Origin of the sequence: Cupriavidus sp. HPC(L) (genome assembly GCF_000307735.3) — a bacterium.
Lineage (GTDB): Bacteria > Pseudomonadota > Gammaproteobacteria > Burkholderiales > Burkholderiaceae > Cupriavidus.
Map to the genome: position 1 here is coordinate 72950 of NZ_AMPR02000223.1, position 14546 is coordinate 87495.

Annotated in this window: 16 protein-coding genes and 1 pseudogene; 6 read left to right on the forward strand and 11 right to left on the reverse strand. The window is 64.4% G+C overall.

The features are described 5' to 3' along the window. Positions 1 to 6: 6 nt before the first annotated feature. Positions 7 to 795, forward strand: a complete 789-nt coding sequence (locus B551_RS13715) for a substrate-binding domain-containing protein (RefSeq protein ID WP_006575680.1) — start codon at positions 7 to 9, stop codon at positions 793 to 795. A 35-nt stretch (positions 796 to 830) separates the two neighbouring features. On the opposite strand, the gene B551_RS13720 is transcribed toward B551_RS13715, so the two are convergent. Then, on the reverse strand, positions 831 to 1433 hold the full coding sequence (locus B551_RS13720; protein WP_006575681.1) for a hypothetical protein: 603 nt from the start codon (positions 1431 to 1433) through the stop codon (positions 831 to 833). A gap of 60 nt (positions 1434 to 1493) precedes the next feature. Continuing rightward, the gene (locus B551_RS13725) at positions 1494 to 1718 is read right to left on the reverse strand and encodes a DUF2188 domain-containing protein (protein ID WP_023264322.1); all 225 of its coding nucleotides are present in this window, start codon (positions 1716 to 1718) and stop codon (positions 1494 to 1496) included. Between the two features lie 189 nt (positions 1719 to 1907). On the opposite strand from B551_RS13725, the gene B551_RS13730 reads away from it, so the two are divergent. Next, on the forward strand, positions 1908 to 2477 hold the full coding sequence (locus B551_RS13730) for a carboxymuconolactone decarboxylase family protein (protein WP_006575683.1): 570 nt from the start codon (positions 1908 to 1910) through the stop codon (positions 2475 to 2477). Positions 2478 to 2521: 44 nt separating this feature from the next. After that, positions 2522 to 2992, forward strand: coding sequence for an SgcJ/EcaC family oxidoreductase (locus tag B551_RS13735; RefSeq protein ID WP_253281357.1), 471 nt, complete (start codon positions 2522 to 2524; stop codon positions 2990 to 2992). An 82-nt stretch (positions 2993 to 3074) separates the two neighbouring features. Here the strand turns inward: B551_RS13735 and B551_RS13740 are convergent, their stop codons facing one another. Together B551_RS13740 and B551_RS13745 are read right to left on the reverse strand one after the other, a co-directional pair. Then, complete coding sequence (locus B551_RS13740; protein ID WP_023264325.1) at positions 3075 to 4565, reverse strand: acyl-CoA-binding protein; 1491 nt, start codon at positions 4563 to 4565, stop codon at positions 3075 to 3077. Further along, entirely contained in the window at positions 4558 to 5856 is a 1299-nt protein-coding gene (locus B551_RS13745; protein ID WP_006575686.1) for an MASE1 domain-containing protein, read from the reverse strand. Before B551_RS13745 ends, B551_RS13740 begins: the two co-directional genes overlap by 8 nt. A 142-nt stretch (positions 5857 to 5998) precedes the next feature. Here B551_RS13745 and B551_RS13750 point away from each other — a divergent pair, with 142 nt between their 5' ends. The 3 genes from B551_RS13750 to B551_RS13760 all read left to right on the forward strand — a co-directional run bounded on the left by B551_RS13750 (position 5999) and on the right by B551_RS13760 (position 9158). After that, entirely contained in the window at positions 5999 to 7456 is a 1458-nt protein-coding gene (locus B551_RS13750) for an HdeD family acid-resistance protein (RefSeq protein WP_006575687.1), read from the forward strand. Between the two features lie 142 nt (positions 7457 to 7598). Continuing rightward, complete coding sequence (locus tag B551_RS13755; RefSeq protein WP_023264326.1) at positions 7599 to 8225, forward strand: TetR/AcrR family transcriptional regulator; 627 nt, start codon at positions 7599 to 7601, stop codon at positions 8223 to 8225. Between the two features lie 54 nt (positions 8226 to 8279). Then, positions 8280 to 9158: an NAD(P)-dependent oxidoreductase gene (locus tag B551_RS13760; protein ID WP_006575689.1), complete on the forward strand. Its 879-nt coding sequence runs from the start codon at positions 8280 to 8282 to the stop codon at positions 9156 to 9158. 161 nt (positions 9159 to 9319) lie between these two features. On the opposite strand, the pseudogene B551_RS27095 reads toward B551_RS13760, so the two are convergent. From B551_RS27095 to B551_RS13795, 7 genes and pseudogenes are all read right to left on the reverse strand, one after another. Then, positions 9320 to 9753: pseudogene (locus tag B551_RS27095) on the reverse strand (helix-turn-helix transcriptional regulator); the annotation flags it as partial. A gap of 338 nt (positions 9754 to 10091) precedes the next feature. Next, positions 10092 to 10607, reverse strand: coding sequence for a DUF1931 family protein (locus tag B551_RS13770; RefSeq protein ID WP_023264327.1), 516 nt, complete (start codon positions 10605 to 10607; stop codon positions 10092 to 10094). Between the two features lie 131 nt (positions 10608 to 10738). Further along, on the reverse strand, positions 10739 to 11053 hold the full coding sequence (locus B551_RS13775; RefSeq protein ID WP_006575691.1) for an antibiotic biosynthesis monooxygenase: 315 nt from the start codon (positions 11051 to 11053) through the stop codon (positions 10739 to 10741). 50 nt (positions 11054 to 11103) lie between these two features. Continuing rightward, positions 11104 to 11394, reverse strand: a complete 291-nt coding sequence (locus tag B551_RS13780) for a DUF1330 domain-containing protein (RefSeq protein ID WP_006575692.1) — start codon at positions 11392 to 11394, stop codon at positions 11104 to 11106. Positions 11395 to 11530: 136 nt separating this feature from the next. After that, the gene (locus tag B551_RS13785) at positions 11531 to 12448 is read right to left on the reverse strand and encodes a tripartite tricarboxylate transporter substrate binding protein (RefSeq protein WP_253281359.1); all 918 of its coding nucleotides are present in this window, start codon (positions 12446 to 12448) and stop codon (positions 11531 to 11533) included. Between the two features lie 283 nt (positions 12449 to 12731). After that, positions 12732 to 13535: a metallophosphoesterase gene (locus B551_RS13790; RefSeq protein ID WP_006575694.1), complete on the reverse strand. Its 804-nt coding sequence runs from the start codon at positions 13533 to 13535 to the stop codon at positions 12732 to 12734. After that, positions 13532 to 14512 carry a diacylglycerol kinase family protein gene (locus B551_RS13795; RefSeq protein ID WP_006575695.1) on the reverse strand — a complete coding sequence of 327 codons (981 nt, stop codon included), beginning with the start codon at positions 14510 to 14512 and terminating at the stop codon, positions 13532 to 13534. Before B551_RS13795 ends, B551_RS13790 begins: the two co-directional genes overlap by 4 nt. Between the last annotated feature and the right edge of the window lie 34 nt (positions 14513 to 14546).

A 14546-nucleotide genomic window follows, 5' to 3' on the forward strand; every position in this document is an offset into this window, starting at 1 on the left:
TTGGCGATGTCCCTGTTGATGGCACCATGGCACCGCGCACTGGCGTTTGCCTTTGCTGTGCTGATCTGGTCCGGCCAGGCGTTGGCGGCCGATATTCATGTCGTGACCTCGGGCGGCTTCACGGCAGCGTACAAGCTGCTGGTGCCCTTGTTCGAGCAGGCGACCGGTCATCGCGTGATCAGCGCCTATGGTGCTTCGATGGGCAACGCGGCCGACGCCATTCCCAACCGGCTGGCGCGTGGCGAGCGATTCGATATCGTGATTCTGGCCGATAGCGGCCTTGCGGCGCTGCAGCGCGAAGGGCGGGTCCAGCCGGATTCACGGGTTGACCTCGGTCGCTCGCTGATCGGCGCGGTGGTCAGAAAGGGCACCGAGCCGCGGCCCGATGTCAGTACCGTGGAAGGCTTGCGGCAGGCCTTGCTCGATGCCAGGTCAATCGCGTATTCCGCAAGTGCCAGCGGCACCTATCTGTCGACCGAGCTGTTTCAGCGTCTCGGTGTCGCCGAACAGGTCAAAGGCAAGGTGCACCGCATTCTGAGCGAACGTGTGGGCGCCGTCGTGCTGCGAGGCGATGCCGATCTCGGTTTCCAGCAGGTCAGCGAACTGCTGCCGTTCACCCAGCTGGATTTCCTGGGCCCGATCGCGGCCGAAGCACAGCAGCGCGTGTTCTTTTCGGCTGGCCTGACGGCCGACGCGCGTGAACCCGAGGCAGCCCGGCAGTTGATCCAGTTCCTGGCGTCGCCTGCCGCTGCACCCATCGTCCGCATCACGGGGCTGGAGCCCGCTGGCCAGTGACACGGCATGGCCGGCCATTCGCCGGCCTGCCGGGGCTATTGGTCGCGTTGCAGGTCGGCGAGCAGCTTCCGGCGTTCGTCCTTCTTCCTGATCTGTTCCGTATCCAGGGTAGCGCCATGCAAGCGCAGCCTGTCTGCCGCGGGCGTCACGACGAATCGACGCCGCGCACCGACCGGAAGGTCCTCGGAACCGTAGACGCCGAGGACAACGATCGTCACGGCCTGCACCGCCGCAACCCCTTCAGGCAGCTCCCGCAGTGCGGGCGCCATCAGATGTTCGAACGAGCCGATGTCCCGGATCGCCGCCGGCTGCAGCGGCCCTTGCCGCGTACGCTCCAATGGCCGCGAGTAGGCCCGCTGTTCTTCGTCCTGGGTTTCGGTCGCCGGCATGACGATCGTTCTGTCTGGCGTCTCCAGCGCAATGAGGACGCTTTGCACATAAAGCGGGCCCCAGCTCATGTTCGTCACGAAACAGCGCGCGGCAAGGCCGTCCCCCGGGCCGCGCGTGATCAACAGCGTGGCGCGCAGTTGCCGCCGGTAACTGCTGACGAACACCTGCAGATAGATGACCCATACCAGCAAGGTTCCCACGCCCGTGAACGCGGAAATCAACTGGCTGTGGTCGAGAATCCACTGCAAGACATACTCCGGGGAACGGGTTGGCAGGAGAGGGCCCCGGGGGGCGTGCCGGGATCGTCGCTACCCCTTGATGTCGCGAGGGTCGTTGCCGAAGCTGTTGCGCTCGCGAATCCGGCCGTCGGCGCCATGGACGAACAATTCGACCTTCGCCTGTTGCGCCGCTTCGATCGCGGAGGCGATCGCCTCCTGTTGTGTCGCGTAGGTAGGGCCGGTGCCGTCCGTTCCCTCGATCTGCACCGCCCATTTACCGCCGTCGGTCGGCACAACGTGGACATTTCCTGCCATGGTCGCCTCCTGTCAGTGCTTGGCTTGCATTCCGTTGTACGCCGAGCCGCCGAGATGCGGTATCGGGCGCCGTCTGACCGCACCGGAGGCCAGGCACAGCGTCCCGACCGATGGGACCGAGGCTGCCAAGAGAATCGGGCAAGCATCGCGGACCAATAGGCATTCGCGTCTGCCGACCGCAGCTCGACAATGAATCGGTCAGACAACGCCATCGCCGAGGGGCCTGCCATGCCAGATCGCCATCGCTTCGCTTTCCTTTCCCGTCTTCGTTCCGCCGATCCCGCTCTTGTCCTGACCGCAATCTACGTCAGCGCTACGTTCAGCGTGGCGTACGCCCAAGGGGTCACCGGTAACCTGCCGGCGCAAGGCACGCCGCGCGAGCGCGGCAACGCTACTATGGACAAGCTTTCCGGCGGGGCGGGCCAACCCGTGCTGAACGCGTTGCGCAAGGACTTCCCACCGCTGGCGGACGCCATCGTCGACTACTCCCTTGGCGATGTCTGGTCCCGGCCCGGGCTGGACGACCGCACCCGCCAGCTCGCCGCCATCGCCGCTTTCGCGGCGCAGGGAAACCTGCAGGTGCTGAAGATCCACGCCGGCTACGCGCTGCGCCTGGGCGTAACCCCCGAAGAATTGAAGGAGGTGGTCTACCTGACCACGGTCACCGCCGGCTTTCCGCGGGCTATCGATGCGGCCAATGCGGTGCGCGAGGTGTTGGAGGCTGCTGGGCAGGGAAAGGGCAGGGTGGCTCCGCGGTGAATGGGATCGAGCGATCAGATCCTGATTTTCTGCCGCTTGTTATCATGGAATTTGCCAAGCCAAATGCGACTTTCTGCGATAGCAGCGATATGAAACATCCCGAAGAAGCGTTGCAAGCTTTTCAGAATGCCTGGAACCGGCACGATATGGAATCCTTTGGAGCATTGTTCCATCAGGATGCGACGTTCGTGAACCGGTTTGGGCGATACGTTCGCGGCGTCGAGGCGATCATCGAGATGCACGCCCCGATTCACGCAACCATCTACAGTGATTCCACGCTCGAGAACGAATTGATAGACGTGGTGGCAATCGGTACTGATGCGGCGGTCATGCATTTCTGGAGCCGGCTGACAGTCGGAACGGCTCACCCCGCGGGCCCGCATGCTGTCGACACGCTGATCCTCGCCGTGCTGACGCGACAGGCGGGCGAATGGCGAATCAAGGCGCTCGAGAATGTCACCCTGACCAATCCTCGCACGGGTGAGCCCGTTTTAAGAGACGACGCGAAGCATTGAACCGGTAGGCGGTATTCCCGTACCCGCGCAACACGGTGCCGACGTACGACGCGGGAGGTCGCTTGGGGGTAAGGATATACCGCTAAGGCACCGCCGCTTCCTCTCTCGCCCGCAGCTCCTGCACCAGGCTGACGTAAGCCTGCATCGCCGCCTGCGTCGTCATGCCTTTGCGTGCAGCCCAGGCATCGTACTTGGCGCGGCCAACGACATCCATGACGCCCGGGCGCTCGCCTACCACATCGCCAATGCTGCCTTGCTTGTAGAGCGCGTAGAGGGCAAGCAGCGTGTCGTTGTCTGGCGCCTGGCGTAGCGTCTTCGACAGCGCCGCGGCTTCGGCGAACGCCTTTTCCTGCGGGCTCGGACCTTCGGGAACCGGCTCGCCGCCGAAGAAGCGGTCTTCCAGCGTGACGTCGTCGGGAAACCAGCGTGCTTCGAGCAGCTTGCCGGCGCGCATCGCGAGCGCCAGTACGCCCGGCGAAGCGAGCGCATTGCCGGCCATCAGCGTGGCCGGCAACACCGCCACGCCGGCGTTCAAGCTCGGCATGCCGAAGGCGCCGAAGCGCAATGGCGGCTGACCCATCGCCCAGCCCTTGAGCCGGGCCAGGCCCTTGGCGCCGCGGTAGACGCCTGTCGCGCGGTTCGAGCCCGGTTGCAGCCATGCAAAGTCGGGAATGCCGGCGGCGTAGAGACCGGCGAAGTCCCCAGATTCGAGAAGGCGCCGCACGGATTCGAGCAGCGACAGCACATCGGCGGGCGCCATGGCCGCATCCACCGGTCCCATGCCCAGAGAGACCGCGGCCGTGACATCGAAGAATTCCAGCACGTTGCGGGCGACGATCTCGCGGTCGTTGTCCACGCAGACCATGTGGTAGCTGTCCTCGAGCACCACCATGCGGGCCAGCCCGGCGCGCTTCCGGCCGCCGATGTGTTCGACCAGGTAAGTCGCCGAACGCAGGCTGGTCAGCTCGTCCTCGCGCGCATGGACGACCAGCGTCGGGCACACGATTCGGTCCAGCCCCGTCATGACGAACGCGCGCAAGCGGTCGACTTCGCGGATGCAAGCGAGCGGTACCCATCCATAGTGGAAGTTCTCGCCGCGCTCGAACTTGGCCTTGACGATGGCGCGCAACTGCTCGTTCTTGATGCCGTACGGGTCTTCTTCCATGACCTTCATCCGCGCGGGCACACCCGGCAGCCGATAGAGAAGGCTGCGCGCGCCCCGATACCAAGGCGTGGCCCAGCCATCGATATAGACCGGCGGCGCCAGCACCACCAGCTTGCCCTTGGCATGGCGTTCGCGCTTGGCGGTTTCCACGGCCAGCAGCGAGCCCATGCACATCCCCATCAGGTGCAGCACGTCGTGCTGATCGATGATTTCGTGGTACTTGGCCCGTACCGCTTCGAGCCAGTCCTCCGCGCGCACGTCGACCAGGTCCTCCGGCTTCGTGCCGTGACCGGGCAAGGTCAGCGAATGCGTGACGAACCCCGCGTTCTTGAGCCGCTTGTGCATCGAGCCCAGGTCGTACTGCGTGCCGCCCAGCCCGTGGATCAGGAAGACGCCGGGCTCACGCATGGCGTTCCGCGCCGACTGGCGAAACCAGACGCAGCAGGCATGCCACGCGTTCGACCGCGCCATCTGGTCCCCGTACCGGAGCCAGCCGCGCCTGCACATGCAGATCACGGCCGTCAAGCCGGATGTCATACGCATCGGTGCTCATATCGCGATGTCCGGCGGACACGGCTTCCCAGCCGGCCTGCGCTAGCGGCCGGTCCGCATCGTCGACGCGGTCGAGCCAGTCGCGGATATTGCGCAGCTGCGCCGCCTCGGCGCCGAGTACGGCTTCGGCCGATTCTCCCCACCACGCCACGCCGGTGACGGCATCGAACTCGACGCTCGCCACGCCATTGGCCTGCAGCGTCCGTTCGTAGCGCAGCTGCCATTCACGTGCCTTGGCCAGTGCGATTCGTCGCGCCTCGTTGAGCGCGCGGCCGGCCAGAAGCAGCACGGCCCAGACCCAGACATAGGCCTGCACTTCGATCACCGACTCGCCCGGGAAACCTTCGCGGATCGCAAACGGTCCGCCGCCATGCGCGGTCAGCCAGATGATCAGCAGCGCGCCCACCATCGTGGCAACGGCACCGCCGCGCGGGCCCCAGAACATCGAGGCCAGCAGCAGGAACGGCATCGGCAGGTAAGTAAGCGTCGCCGCGACGTCGCCAAAGCGCTGATGCACGCTGCCGTCGAAGACGATCAGGGTCGTCAGCAGGAACAACGCGAACATGGCCGCGCCGACGCCGAATTGCTTCATTGGCATGCCGCCGGAGCGCTTGACCGCAAATCCCTTGAAGCCGACGATCACGGGCGCGACGAGCAGGATGCCGACGATCGTGGAGAACGCCCAGGCGCGCCATTCGCGGGATAGGTCGATCGCGCGCTCCGGTTGCAGCCAGCGCCAGAACTCCACGGCCAGCGTCGCGCCCACCACGCTGGTGACGATGGCGCCTGCCACGAGCAGTGCCGCCGCGGTCAGCGGCCGTGCGGCCTGCTGGCGATGCGAGGCGATCCAGGCGCCGATCGCAATGCTGGCTGCCTCGATCAACGCGAATGCAAGCGCGGCGCCGAAGGGCAGGGCGTGTCCGGCCACGCCCCAGATCGCCGCGGCAACCACGGTGCCGGCCAGCACTGCCGCCCACATGCCGGGCGGACTCACCAGCCAGGCGCCGAAGCTGACGCCGCAGGCTAGCCACACGGCGACCGCTTGCGTATCGCTGGCGGCCATGGCGCGCGACAGCACGCCGACGGCCAGATAAACAACGGCGATCAGGATCGCCACGACGATGAAGCGGGTGCCTGCAGACTGCATCGGTATCCCCCATCGATCCGAATTCCTGCCGGAGCGAACCGCCCGCGCGGCCGCCATGCGTCGATGACGATAGTAGTACAAGGTCGCGCGGGCGCAACATTGTGACTAGAATCCGCGTGGAAGACATCGCCCTGGGGAAACGATGATCCGGCTCGCGTTGATCCTGTTGGGATTCGACTATCTGCGCCAACGGGCACGCGGAATGTTCTGGCTCGGCATCGCCTTTTTGCTGGCCGGCATCGTGTTGTTCATCGATGGACTGGACGGCGCGGTCTATTTTCCGCTCGAACTCTTTGCGGTGCTGCTGATGGCTGGCGGCATCGGTACGCTGGCCGTCGCGTTCGTCGGCGCGGGCGGCATGCGGACCATGCGCGTGTTCAAGGGACTGTCGCTGATGCTCGCGGCATCGCTGATCCTGGCTGGACACCATCACGGTCACTTCTGGCTGTCGATGATCTTCGGCACGCTGTTCCTGCTCGATGGCTTGCTGCAATGCATATCGGCGAGCGTGGTCCGGTTCCCGCGCTGGCGCCTCGCCGTTGGCATGGGCGCGCTGGAAATCCTGATTGCGATGTTCTTCTTCCAGCCTTATCCGACGGATTATCGGGGCACGGTGCCTTACGCATTGTCGCTGTGGATGTTGTTCGGCGGCTGGGGCATGGTCATGCTGGCCTACCGCGCGATGCGGGTTCCCGAGACGACAACGATCGAAAGCCTGATGCACGGTCCGCGACGGCGGCGCGGCGGGGCAGAGAAGGGCGGCGCCGCGGACGCCGGTTCTCCGCCGTTTCGTACTGGCACGGCGCAAGAGCCCGTGCACAAGGTCACGAAGACGCTGCTGTTTTCGCAGCCCGAACCATCCACGACGCTCCCCGCCAAGGATGGCCCGGCTCTGACGGTCCATGTCTGGACGCCGTCGGGGTCGGTACAGCGTCCGCTACGGCGCCGTCCGCTGGTCGACCGATATATCGCTGCCGTCGACGCCAACGGCGCAATCTGGACCGGCCACGCCGCGCTGGAATCGCCGGAAGGCATCTACATCAGCTTCGACCCGGCCACGCCGTTGAATCGTACGCCCGACAGCGTCGCGCAAGCGCTGCGCGCGTCCAGCGACAACGATGTGGAGGGGCACTTCGAACCTGACTATCGAACGGAGTCGGCCCGCCGGGGCGATTCCACCGCGCGCGTGCACCTGCGCAACTACGATCCGGCGCGGCTCGAGCGATTCCGGGATGCCTGGTGCTCGGATACGACCTACAACCTGACGTATCGCAATTGCGCAGTCAGCGTGGCGCGCGGGCTGGAGGCAGCAGTGGAGGGCGCGCTGATGCGCCGGCGTGGTAATCGGCACAGCTGGGGCCTGCTGCTGACGACGATGCTGACGCCGGAACTCTGGCTTGCCGCGCAGATCCGCAAACGCGCGAAGACGATGGCATGGACGCCGGGCCTGGTGCGCGACTACGCGCGTGCGCTGAGCCTGCTGGTCGATCCCCATACGGGACCGCAAGCCCGGCGTGCATGGCGGCTCGGCATCCCGGCATTGAGGCGGCTGCAGCGTCAGCGTCGGCGATGGCAGGAGGAGGACGAGCGGGGCTGGTGATTCGTTCGCTGGTCCAGCTCGGGAGCGGAGGGCGCGGGGCGATCCTGGCACAGGAGGCACCGCAGTCTTGGCGATTAACGCTGGCGAGTTACCCGTGTTATATTAGAAAACGATCGATTCCAAAATAAACGATATCCTGAGCATGGCCTCCCAACCGCAAGCCCCCTCCGGCCCCCGCTCCCGCAGCCCAGGCCGACCGCGTGAATTCAACGTCGATCAGGCGCTCGACCGGGCCGTGCGGGTATTCAGCGAACGCGGCTACCACGGTGCCTCGATCTCCGATCTGACGCAGGCCATGCGTCTGGCACAGGGCAGTCTCTACAAGGCATTCAAGGACAAACAGCAGCTTTTCCTGGCGGCGTTTGACCGGTATCGCGCGCAGCGGATGGAGAAGCTGCGCCATGCCATTGGCGAGGGCGGTACTGGACTGGAACGGCTGCGCAAGACGCTGGCCTTTTATGCCGAATCCTCTCAGGGGGCGATGGGACGGCAAGGATGCCTTGTCGTCGGCAGCACGGTGGCGCTGTCGGCGTTCGAGAAACCACTGGCCGACCACGTCTGCACGGCGCTGGCACGCAACGAAGCATTCCTCGCCGATCTGATCCGTCAGGGACAAGACGATGGTTCCATTGCTGCCCACGTCAATGTCGAGGCCACCGCGCGGATGCTGTTGTGTCTGACGCAAGGCATGCGCGTGGTCGGCAAGACCCGCCGCAGCCGCGAAGACATGCATGCAGTGGTAGAGGCCGCGCTCAGGGCGCTGGCCTGATTTTTTTGTCTATTTAGGAAATGATCGATTCCATTTGAGCAAGGAGAAACCCATATGAAAGTCGCATTTCTCGGCCTCGGCACGATGGGCCTGCCGATGGCAGTCAATCTGGTCAAGGCAGGCCACGCGGTGCGGGGCTGGAACCGCTCGCCAGCACCGATGACGAAGTTGGCGGAGTTCGGCGCGCAAAGCGCCGCCACACCGCGGGAAGCCGCCGCCGATGCCGATGTCGTGATCTCGATGCTGGCCGACGACGCTGCCACACGCGCCGCCGTGCTCGAGGCGGGAACGCTGGCCGCCCTCAAGCCCGGCGCAATCCACGTCAACATGGCCACGGTATCGGTCGCCCTGGCCGCCGAACTGGCAGCGCTACACCGCGAGCAAGGCGTTGGATACGTCGCCGCACCAGTGCTCGGCCGCGTGAATGTCGCCGAAGCGGGCGAACTCAATATCCTGGCTGCCGGCGCTGCCGCGACAGTAGCGGCAGTGCAACCGCTGTTCGACGTGCTGGGCCAAAAGACCTGGTACCTGGGCGAGCGGCCCGAGCAGGCCAATGCCGCCAAGCTGGCGGTGAATTTCATGATCGGCAGCGCGATCGGCACCATGGGCGAGGCGGTCGCGCTGGCGCAGGGACATGGCGTGGACAAGGCCGATTTTCTTGAACTGGTCACGTCGACGGCGTTCGCCGCGCCGGTCTACAAGGGCTACGGTAAGGCGATCGCCGAGGAGCGCTTCGAGCCGGCCGGGTTCAAGCTGGCACTTGGCCTCAAGGACATACGTCTTGCGTTGGCGGCTGCCGAGCAAGTCAACGTACCGCTGCCGTTGGCAAGCGCATTGCGTGACGCCCACATCGAAAGCCTCGCGCACGATGAAGGCCATCTGGACTGGGCGGCGTTGTCGCGGACGTCGGCACGCCGGGCAGGGAAGCTGTAAGCGGCTGGACGGCGCCAAGAAAACGTTTGCGCACCGAAGCGCCCTTATTGGCGAGATGACGAAAGCCCTTTCTGGACGCATGGGACTGTCTACCACCTGACGGTGCCACTGCGCTCAGGTTCGTTATTTCGGCCGCAGCCCGGATGATGTGCTCGAGGTCCTTCCTGTGCCCGGAACAGTAGGGCAGGATCGGCCTCGATCAGTCGAACTGCCTCTCTGTGTAGCGCCAAACTCTGCAGGTCCTGCGCCTGATGGCGGCTGAGATCCGTTCTGACCCGTACCTCGACCTGTGGCGCAGCGCGCCGGGAGGACGCCGCGGCAGAATCCCACCGGCGCCGGCTGGAACGTATCGCTGACCAGCAGGGCGAGGTCGACCGCCACTCCGAGGGACCGACATAACGCGCAGATATGTCCCCACGGAAGGCGCCGGGTCGCCGGCCTCGACTGCAGCGAGAGTTGTACGAGAGATGCCCACGCGCTTTGCCATTTCGACCGTGCTGAGGCCTTGCGCCTTCCGTAGCCGCTTGATGCGGTCTCCGAGCTGCAGGAGCAGGTGACGTTCCAAGAGAGATGTCGTATCAGTGAAGGCTGGCATTTGTCCAAGATTCCAGACAAAACGTGGCACTTTGACTAATTTGATGAACAGCTTATCTTGGCGTCCAACAGCGGGACAGTCTGCCGCCTGCGCGCTGGGAGTACAGGTAATGGCGAGGGCCGACAAGCGCCAGCGGGGACAGAGACGATGCGGCCGCCGCCAACTTAACATAAGAAGTATTATCGGCAATAAATTTGAAGTGCTGTTTTAGTCACGTCGCAGTTTGCGCTTTCCGGATACCGAAAATACCCACTCCCGAACACCACGGGGCCGCACCGTCGGGCCTTCTATATCGATTGCCGGCCGCTCCTGAATCCAACGCACGCCGCAACGACCCATCACAGCATGGCCAGGGTCGCGGCCTTCTGCATCTGTTCCGGCGGGGTTTTGCTCTCTCGCAGGGTCCGATTCAACATGCCGAGTGCTTCGGTCAGTGCGCCGTTGATCGAGGCCAGCTCGGACTGCAGCGCCTGTTGGCGCAACTGTCGCTGTTGTGGCGTCATACTCTGGTCGGCCATCAGCGCCTGCAGCTCCTGCTGCTTCTCCTGCAACTGCTTACGCAGCTCACGAATGCGTTTCAGCAGGTCCTGAATGGTTTCAGGAAGGCCGCTTTCCTCGATGTCCTGATTGCCGGATGCGGCCGCGCTGCGTTGCGCCAGGCTTTGTCCGGGACCGGATATGCGAACGTTGACGCCGTTCACGGAGTTCTGACGGGCGCCGTTCTCGCTGCGGGAGTTGCTCGCCGTGGCGCTGACGGTGTCCGGCGAATCGGTGGACGCCTCCGCGCTCGTAGCGTCGCGCTGCACGGGGATTCCGAAGGTCACGGCGGGCAAAACAGGTTCGATTGTGCTCATTGTTATTGCTCTTGGCGGATCGAGGAACGAGATGCCGGTGTCCCGGCTCTCTTCTTATCGGCCGCCGAAAGCTTGGACTTGAGCCTGCAGGCCGCGCTGTGATCGTGGAGTCGGAAAGATCCGCCGTAGCGCTAGCCCACCGGCCCGCTCAGCTTGCCGTCCCCGTACTGTCGCTTGATTTCGGCGATCACCACGCGATAGCCGTCGAGCCAGCGTGCCTGTTTGGCCTTCGCTTCGATGTGCGCGGGATGTCGAATCAGCTCGAGCAGCGCTTCTTCGGTGTCCCAGTAGTAGACATTCTGGATCAGCCCCGCGGCGCTGTTTTCCCAGGTCTCTTCCCCGAGATATCCCGGAATGGATCGGGCCACCTCGGCAATTTGCTGATCCAGGCGATGAAATTCCGCATCGTACTGGCCTGCACGGAAAATGAAGGTGGACGCGAACATCAATGGCTATGCAGCACTGCGGGACAAGCGCAAATCATATCGCACTGATGCTATTCGTAGCCCTCGATGACCACCAGATCCGCCTGCGAATACGGTGCTCGCAGCGCGATCAATGCCTGATAGTCCGGCGACTGGTAGCACTCCAGCGCGCGCTGGTAGCTGTCGAACTCGAGCACGACCACGCGCGATCGCGGGTGGCCCTCGACGACGGTCTTTTGACCATTGCGGACCAGGAAACGGGCGCCGAATTTTTCGAATACCGTTTTATTGGCGGCGATGTATTGCTGATAGCTTTCCATATCCGCAACATCAACCATCGCGACCCAATAACCCTTGGCCATGTCTTCCTCCGATGTTGAATTGACCTGTCAGGCCGTCCGGCGCACGTCATGGAGCGCGGGAGCGACGACAGACCAGTCTATATCGTGTATCGGAAAAGCATGAACCAGTACAGGTCCGCGGCGCCGGCCGAGCCCCCTACTCCAACCGCGCGCCGGACTCCTTGACCACCTTGCTCCAGCGGTTGATTTCGGCGTCGATATGCGCACCGAGCGCGGCCGGGGTCGAGCCAACTGGTTCATAGCCATTTGCGGCCAATTGTTTCTTCAGTTGGGGCTCGGCGATCACGATGGCGATTTCCTTGCTGAGCTTGTCGACCACCGCGGTTGGCGTGCCGGCCGGGGCCAGTATCGCGTACCAGCCGTTGATGTCGAAGCCGGGCACGCCGGCCTCGGCGAGCGTCGGCACCTCCGGGGCCAGCGATGCGCGCTTGCCGCTCGTCACGGCGAGCGCCCGGAGCTTGCCGCTGCGTATGTGCGGCATCGAAGTCGAAATACTGTCGAAGGTCAACTGCACCTCTCCGGCCAGCATGGCGGTCACGACCTGGGCGCTGCCTTTGTAGGGGACATGGGTCATCTTGACGCCGGTCATCGAATTGAACAGCTCGCCGGCGAGGTGGCCGGTATTGCCGTTGCCGGCCGACCCGAACGTCAGTTTCCCCGGCGCCGCCTTTGCCTCGGCGATCAGCTCGCCGATGGTATTGGCGCGCAGGGAGGAACTGCCCGCCACGATCAGCGGCAGATTGGCGACCAGCGACACTGGCGCAAAGTCCTTGCGCGTGTCGTAAGGCAGCTTGGGATACAGACTGGCGTTGATGGCGTGCGCGGCCAGCACCATGATCAGCGTGTGACCATCCGCTTTCGCGCGCGCCAGCGCCTGGGTCGCGATGGTGCCGCCGGCACCCGGACGATATTCCAGAACGACGGGCTGTCCCAGACGCTCCTGCAATCTGGCGGCGACCGGACGTGCCAGCAGATCGGCGCTGCCGCCCGGCGGATAGGGTATCAGCAGCTGGATCGGACGCGCAGGCCAGGTGTCGGCGCGCACGGGCGTCATGGCGCTGGTCAGCAGCCCCACTGCCAGCACGGTGACAAGCACGGCGCGACGGCGCGGCGTGAGTTCGTGCGATGGTTGTCTTGGCATGATGCCTGTCTCCCCGATTGAACCCTTCGGCGCTCGATTGCTCCGGCTGCGTGCGCGACGACCGGAACCAGTGCATCGGGGCGGAAGTTGCGCCACGAGCTAACAACATAGATGGTGCGCGACCGTAGCGGAATTCGACACTGGCGAACCGGCACTTCGGCCACGCGAAAGTCTGTCCTCTCCTTTCGCGGATTCGTTATCGGCTCAATTCCAGACTGGTGCTGTTCACGGCGACAAACGCTCTGCCGCTGCGGTCGTAATCCCAGCGCTGAACCCGGCAGCTGACTTGCCCGTCTTCGAATCGATGTTCGATGAGATTGACGGAATTGGGAATGGAGCCGCGCACCCGGTGCGAGACCGCGGTGCCAGCCTGTACCGCCCAGGCGCGACGCGTGGAGTGGGCCGGCAGCGGCGCCACATACGGAAGGTGGATATGGCCGCCGAGCACGATATCCACGCCGGCATCGACCCACGCAGGTACGGCCGCTTCGCGCCCGATCAACAGATTTCGCGTATCCGACGCGACGACCGCTCGCACCGGTTGATGCACGACGACGATGCGCAGTTGGTGAGGCTGAGCTTGGCGCAACTGCGCGCACACGCGGTCGACCTGTTCGCGCGAGATTTCGCCATTCTTGTGTCGTGACGGCCTGGTGGTGTTCACGCCGATTGCAAGCACACCGTCATTGCTGAAGACCGGTTCGAGGTCCATGCCTATCGCGCGCCGGTAGCCTCCATATGGATCCAGGATCCGAGCCGCGACATTGAATAGCGGAATATCGTGGTTGCCCGGTATCACCAAGGTCGGCCGACTCAGTTTCGAGATAAAGGCCCGTGCCGCAGCAAATTGTCCCCTTCTCGCTCGCTGCGTGATATCGCCCGACAGAACCACGACATCCGGCTTCATGCTGTCCGCCAACTCCAGCACGGCCTCGACGACCAGCGTCTGCTCGGTACCGAAGTGCGTGTCGGACAGGTGCAAGACGCGGCTGACTGTCATGAACGGTCCAGGCGGCTTTGGTCTCGTGGGATCAGCAGCTGCAAGCGCTTCGGCGATACCGAAAAGTGCAACGGCGTGCGGGCCCAGTGGATCTCGCCGTCCATCGCGACCTTGATGCGCCGCCGCCCGCGCACGCGCACCGTCAACGTTTCAAAGCTGAAGCTGATGACCCTTGAAGTATCGCCCAGCCGGCCGATTGCGCCCATCAGCAACAATCCATACAGCGCGAGCGTGCCGACCGGCTTTGCGATCATGGCGACCAGGCGGTTGTCTTCCAGATGCGCGACTTCCGGTATGCCGACCTGCTCCAGCTGCAAGCTGTTGTTGCCGACCACCAGCGTCGGCGTTCGCATTACCTGGTGCTCCCCATGGGACAGCAGGTCCAGCGTGAGCTGCGCCGGCGCACGCGCCAGTGTGACCAGCGCCGACAGCAGCGCGACCCAGCGCCGCCGGCCGAGCATCTTCTTGTAGACCTCGCGGTCTTCCAGCAGTTGCGGATACAGCCCCAGACTGGCATTGACCAGGAATGGCCGTCCGTCGAGCAGGCCGACCTGTACCGGTTCGATGCGGGCGTCCAGCAAGCTTGCCAAGGCCTCGTCGGTTTCCCGAGAGATGCCGTAGGTGCGGCCGAAGTAATTGAACGTGCCGCGGGGCAGGATGCCGAAAGGCAGCCCCGTCGGCAACACGGCTGCGGCCACCGCATTCAAGGTGCCGTCGCCGCCCGCGGCGACGACGATGCCGTTGGCTTGTCTCGCACGTTCGACCGCCATCTCGGCGATCCGTGGCAATTGCCTGGGCCGGTCCACCGTGAAGATAGTATGGGCGCGTCCTGCTTCGCTCAGTCGCTTCTCGATCGCCGCGCGCGTCTCCATCGCGTCGCCACTGCCGGAGCCGCCATTGAAGACAATGAAAAATGGCTCATTACCGGACAGCCTGGCAATCGGTTCGGTGACTGGCGAGATGTCTTCGGTCGGCATGGTCACAAGACTTGAACGGGCGCTATCGCAACGA

What these genes read in the sequence shown, in the direction of transcription:
- B551_RS13780 (WP_006575692.1), bottom strand. Translation starts at nt 11,394, where the DNA reads ATGGCCAAGGGTTATTGGGTCGCGATGGTTGATGTTGCGGATATGGAA.
- B551_RS13790 (WP_006575694.1), bottom strand. Translation starts at nt 13,535, where the DNA reads ATGACAGTCAGCCGCGTCTTGCACCTGTCCGACACGCACTTCGGTACC.
- B551_RS13725 (WP_023264322.1), bottom strand. Translation starts at nt 1,718, where the DNA reads ATGGCAGGAAATGTCCACGTTGTGCCGACCGACGGCGGTAAATGGGCG.
- B551_RS13730 (WP_006575683.1), top strand. Translation starts at nt 1,908, where the DNA reads ATGAATCGGTCAGACAACGCCATCGCCGAGGGGCCTGCCATGCCAGAT.
- B551_RS13715 (WP_006575680.1), top strand. Translation starts at nt 7, where the DNA reads ATGTCCCTGTTGATGGCACCATGGCACCGCGCACTGGCGTTTGCCTTT.
- B551_RS13785 (WP_253281359.1), bottom strand. Translation starts at nt 12,448, where the DNA reads ATGACGCCCGTGCGCGCCGACACCTGGCCTGCGCGTCCGATCCAGCTG.
- B551_RS13755 (WP_023264326.1), top strand. Translation starts at nt 7,599, where the DNA reads ATGGCCTCCCAACCGCAAGCCCCCTCCGGCCCCCGCTCCCGCAGCCCA.
- B551_RS13770 (WP_023264327.1), bottom strand. Translation starts at nt 10,607, where the DNA reads ATGAGCACAATCGAACCTGTTTTGCCCGCCGTGACCTTCGGAATCCCC.
- B551_RS13750 (WP_006575687.1), top strand. Translation starts at nt 5,999, where the DNA reads ATGATCCGGCTCGCGTTGATCCTGTTGGGATTCGACTATCTGCGCCAA.
- B551_RS13740 (WP_023264325.1), bottom strand. Translation starts at nt 4,565, where the DNA reads ATGCGTGAGCCCGGCGTCTTCCTGATCCACGGGCTGGGCGGCACGCAG.
- B551_RS13775 (WP_006575691.1), bottom strand. Translation starts at nt 11,053, where the DNA reads ATGTTCGCGTCCACCTTCATTTTCCGTGCAGGCCAGTACGATGCGGAA.
- B551_RS13745 (WP_006575686.1), bottom strand. Translation starts at nt 5,856, where the DNA reads ATGCAGTCTGCAGGCACCCGCTTCATCGTCGTGGCGATCCTGATCGCC.
- B551_RS13795 (WP_006575695.1), bottom strand. Translation starts at nt 14,512, where the DNA reads ATGCCGACCGAAGACATCTCGCCAGTCACCGAACCGATTGCCAGGCTG.
- B551_RS13760 (WP_006575689.1), top strand. Translation starts at nt 8,280, where the DNA reads ATGAAAGTCGCATTTCTCGGCCTCGGCACGATGGGCCTGCCGATGGCA.
- B551_RS13735 (WP_253281357.1), top strand. Translation starts at nt 2,522, where the DNA reads ATGGAATTTGCCAAGCCAAATGCGACTTTCTGCGATAGCAGCGATATG.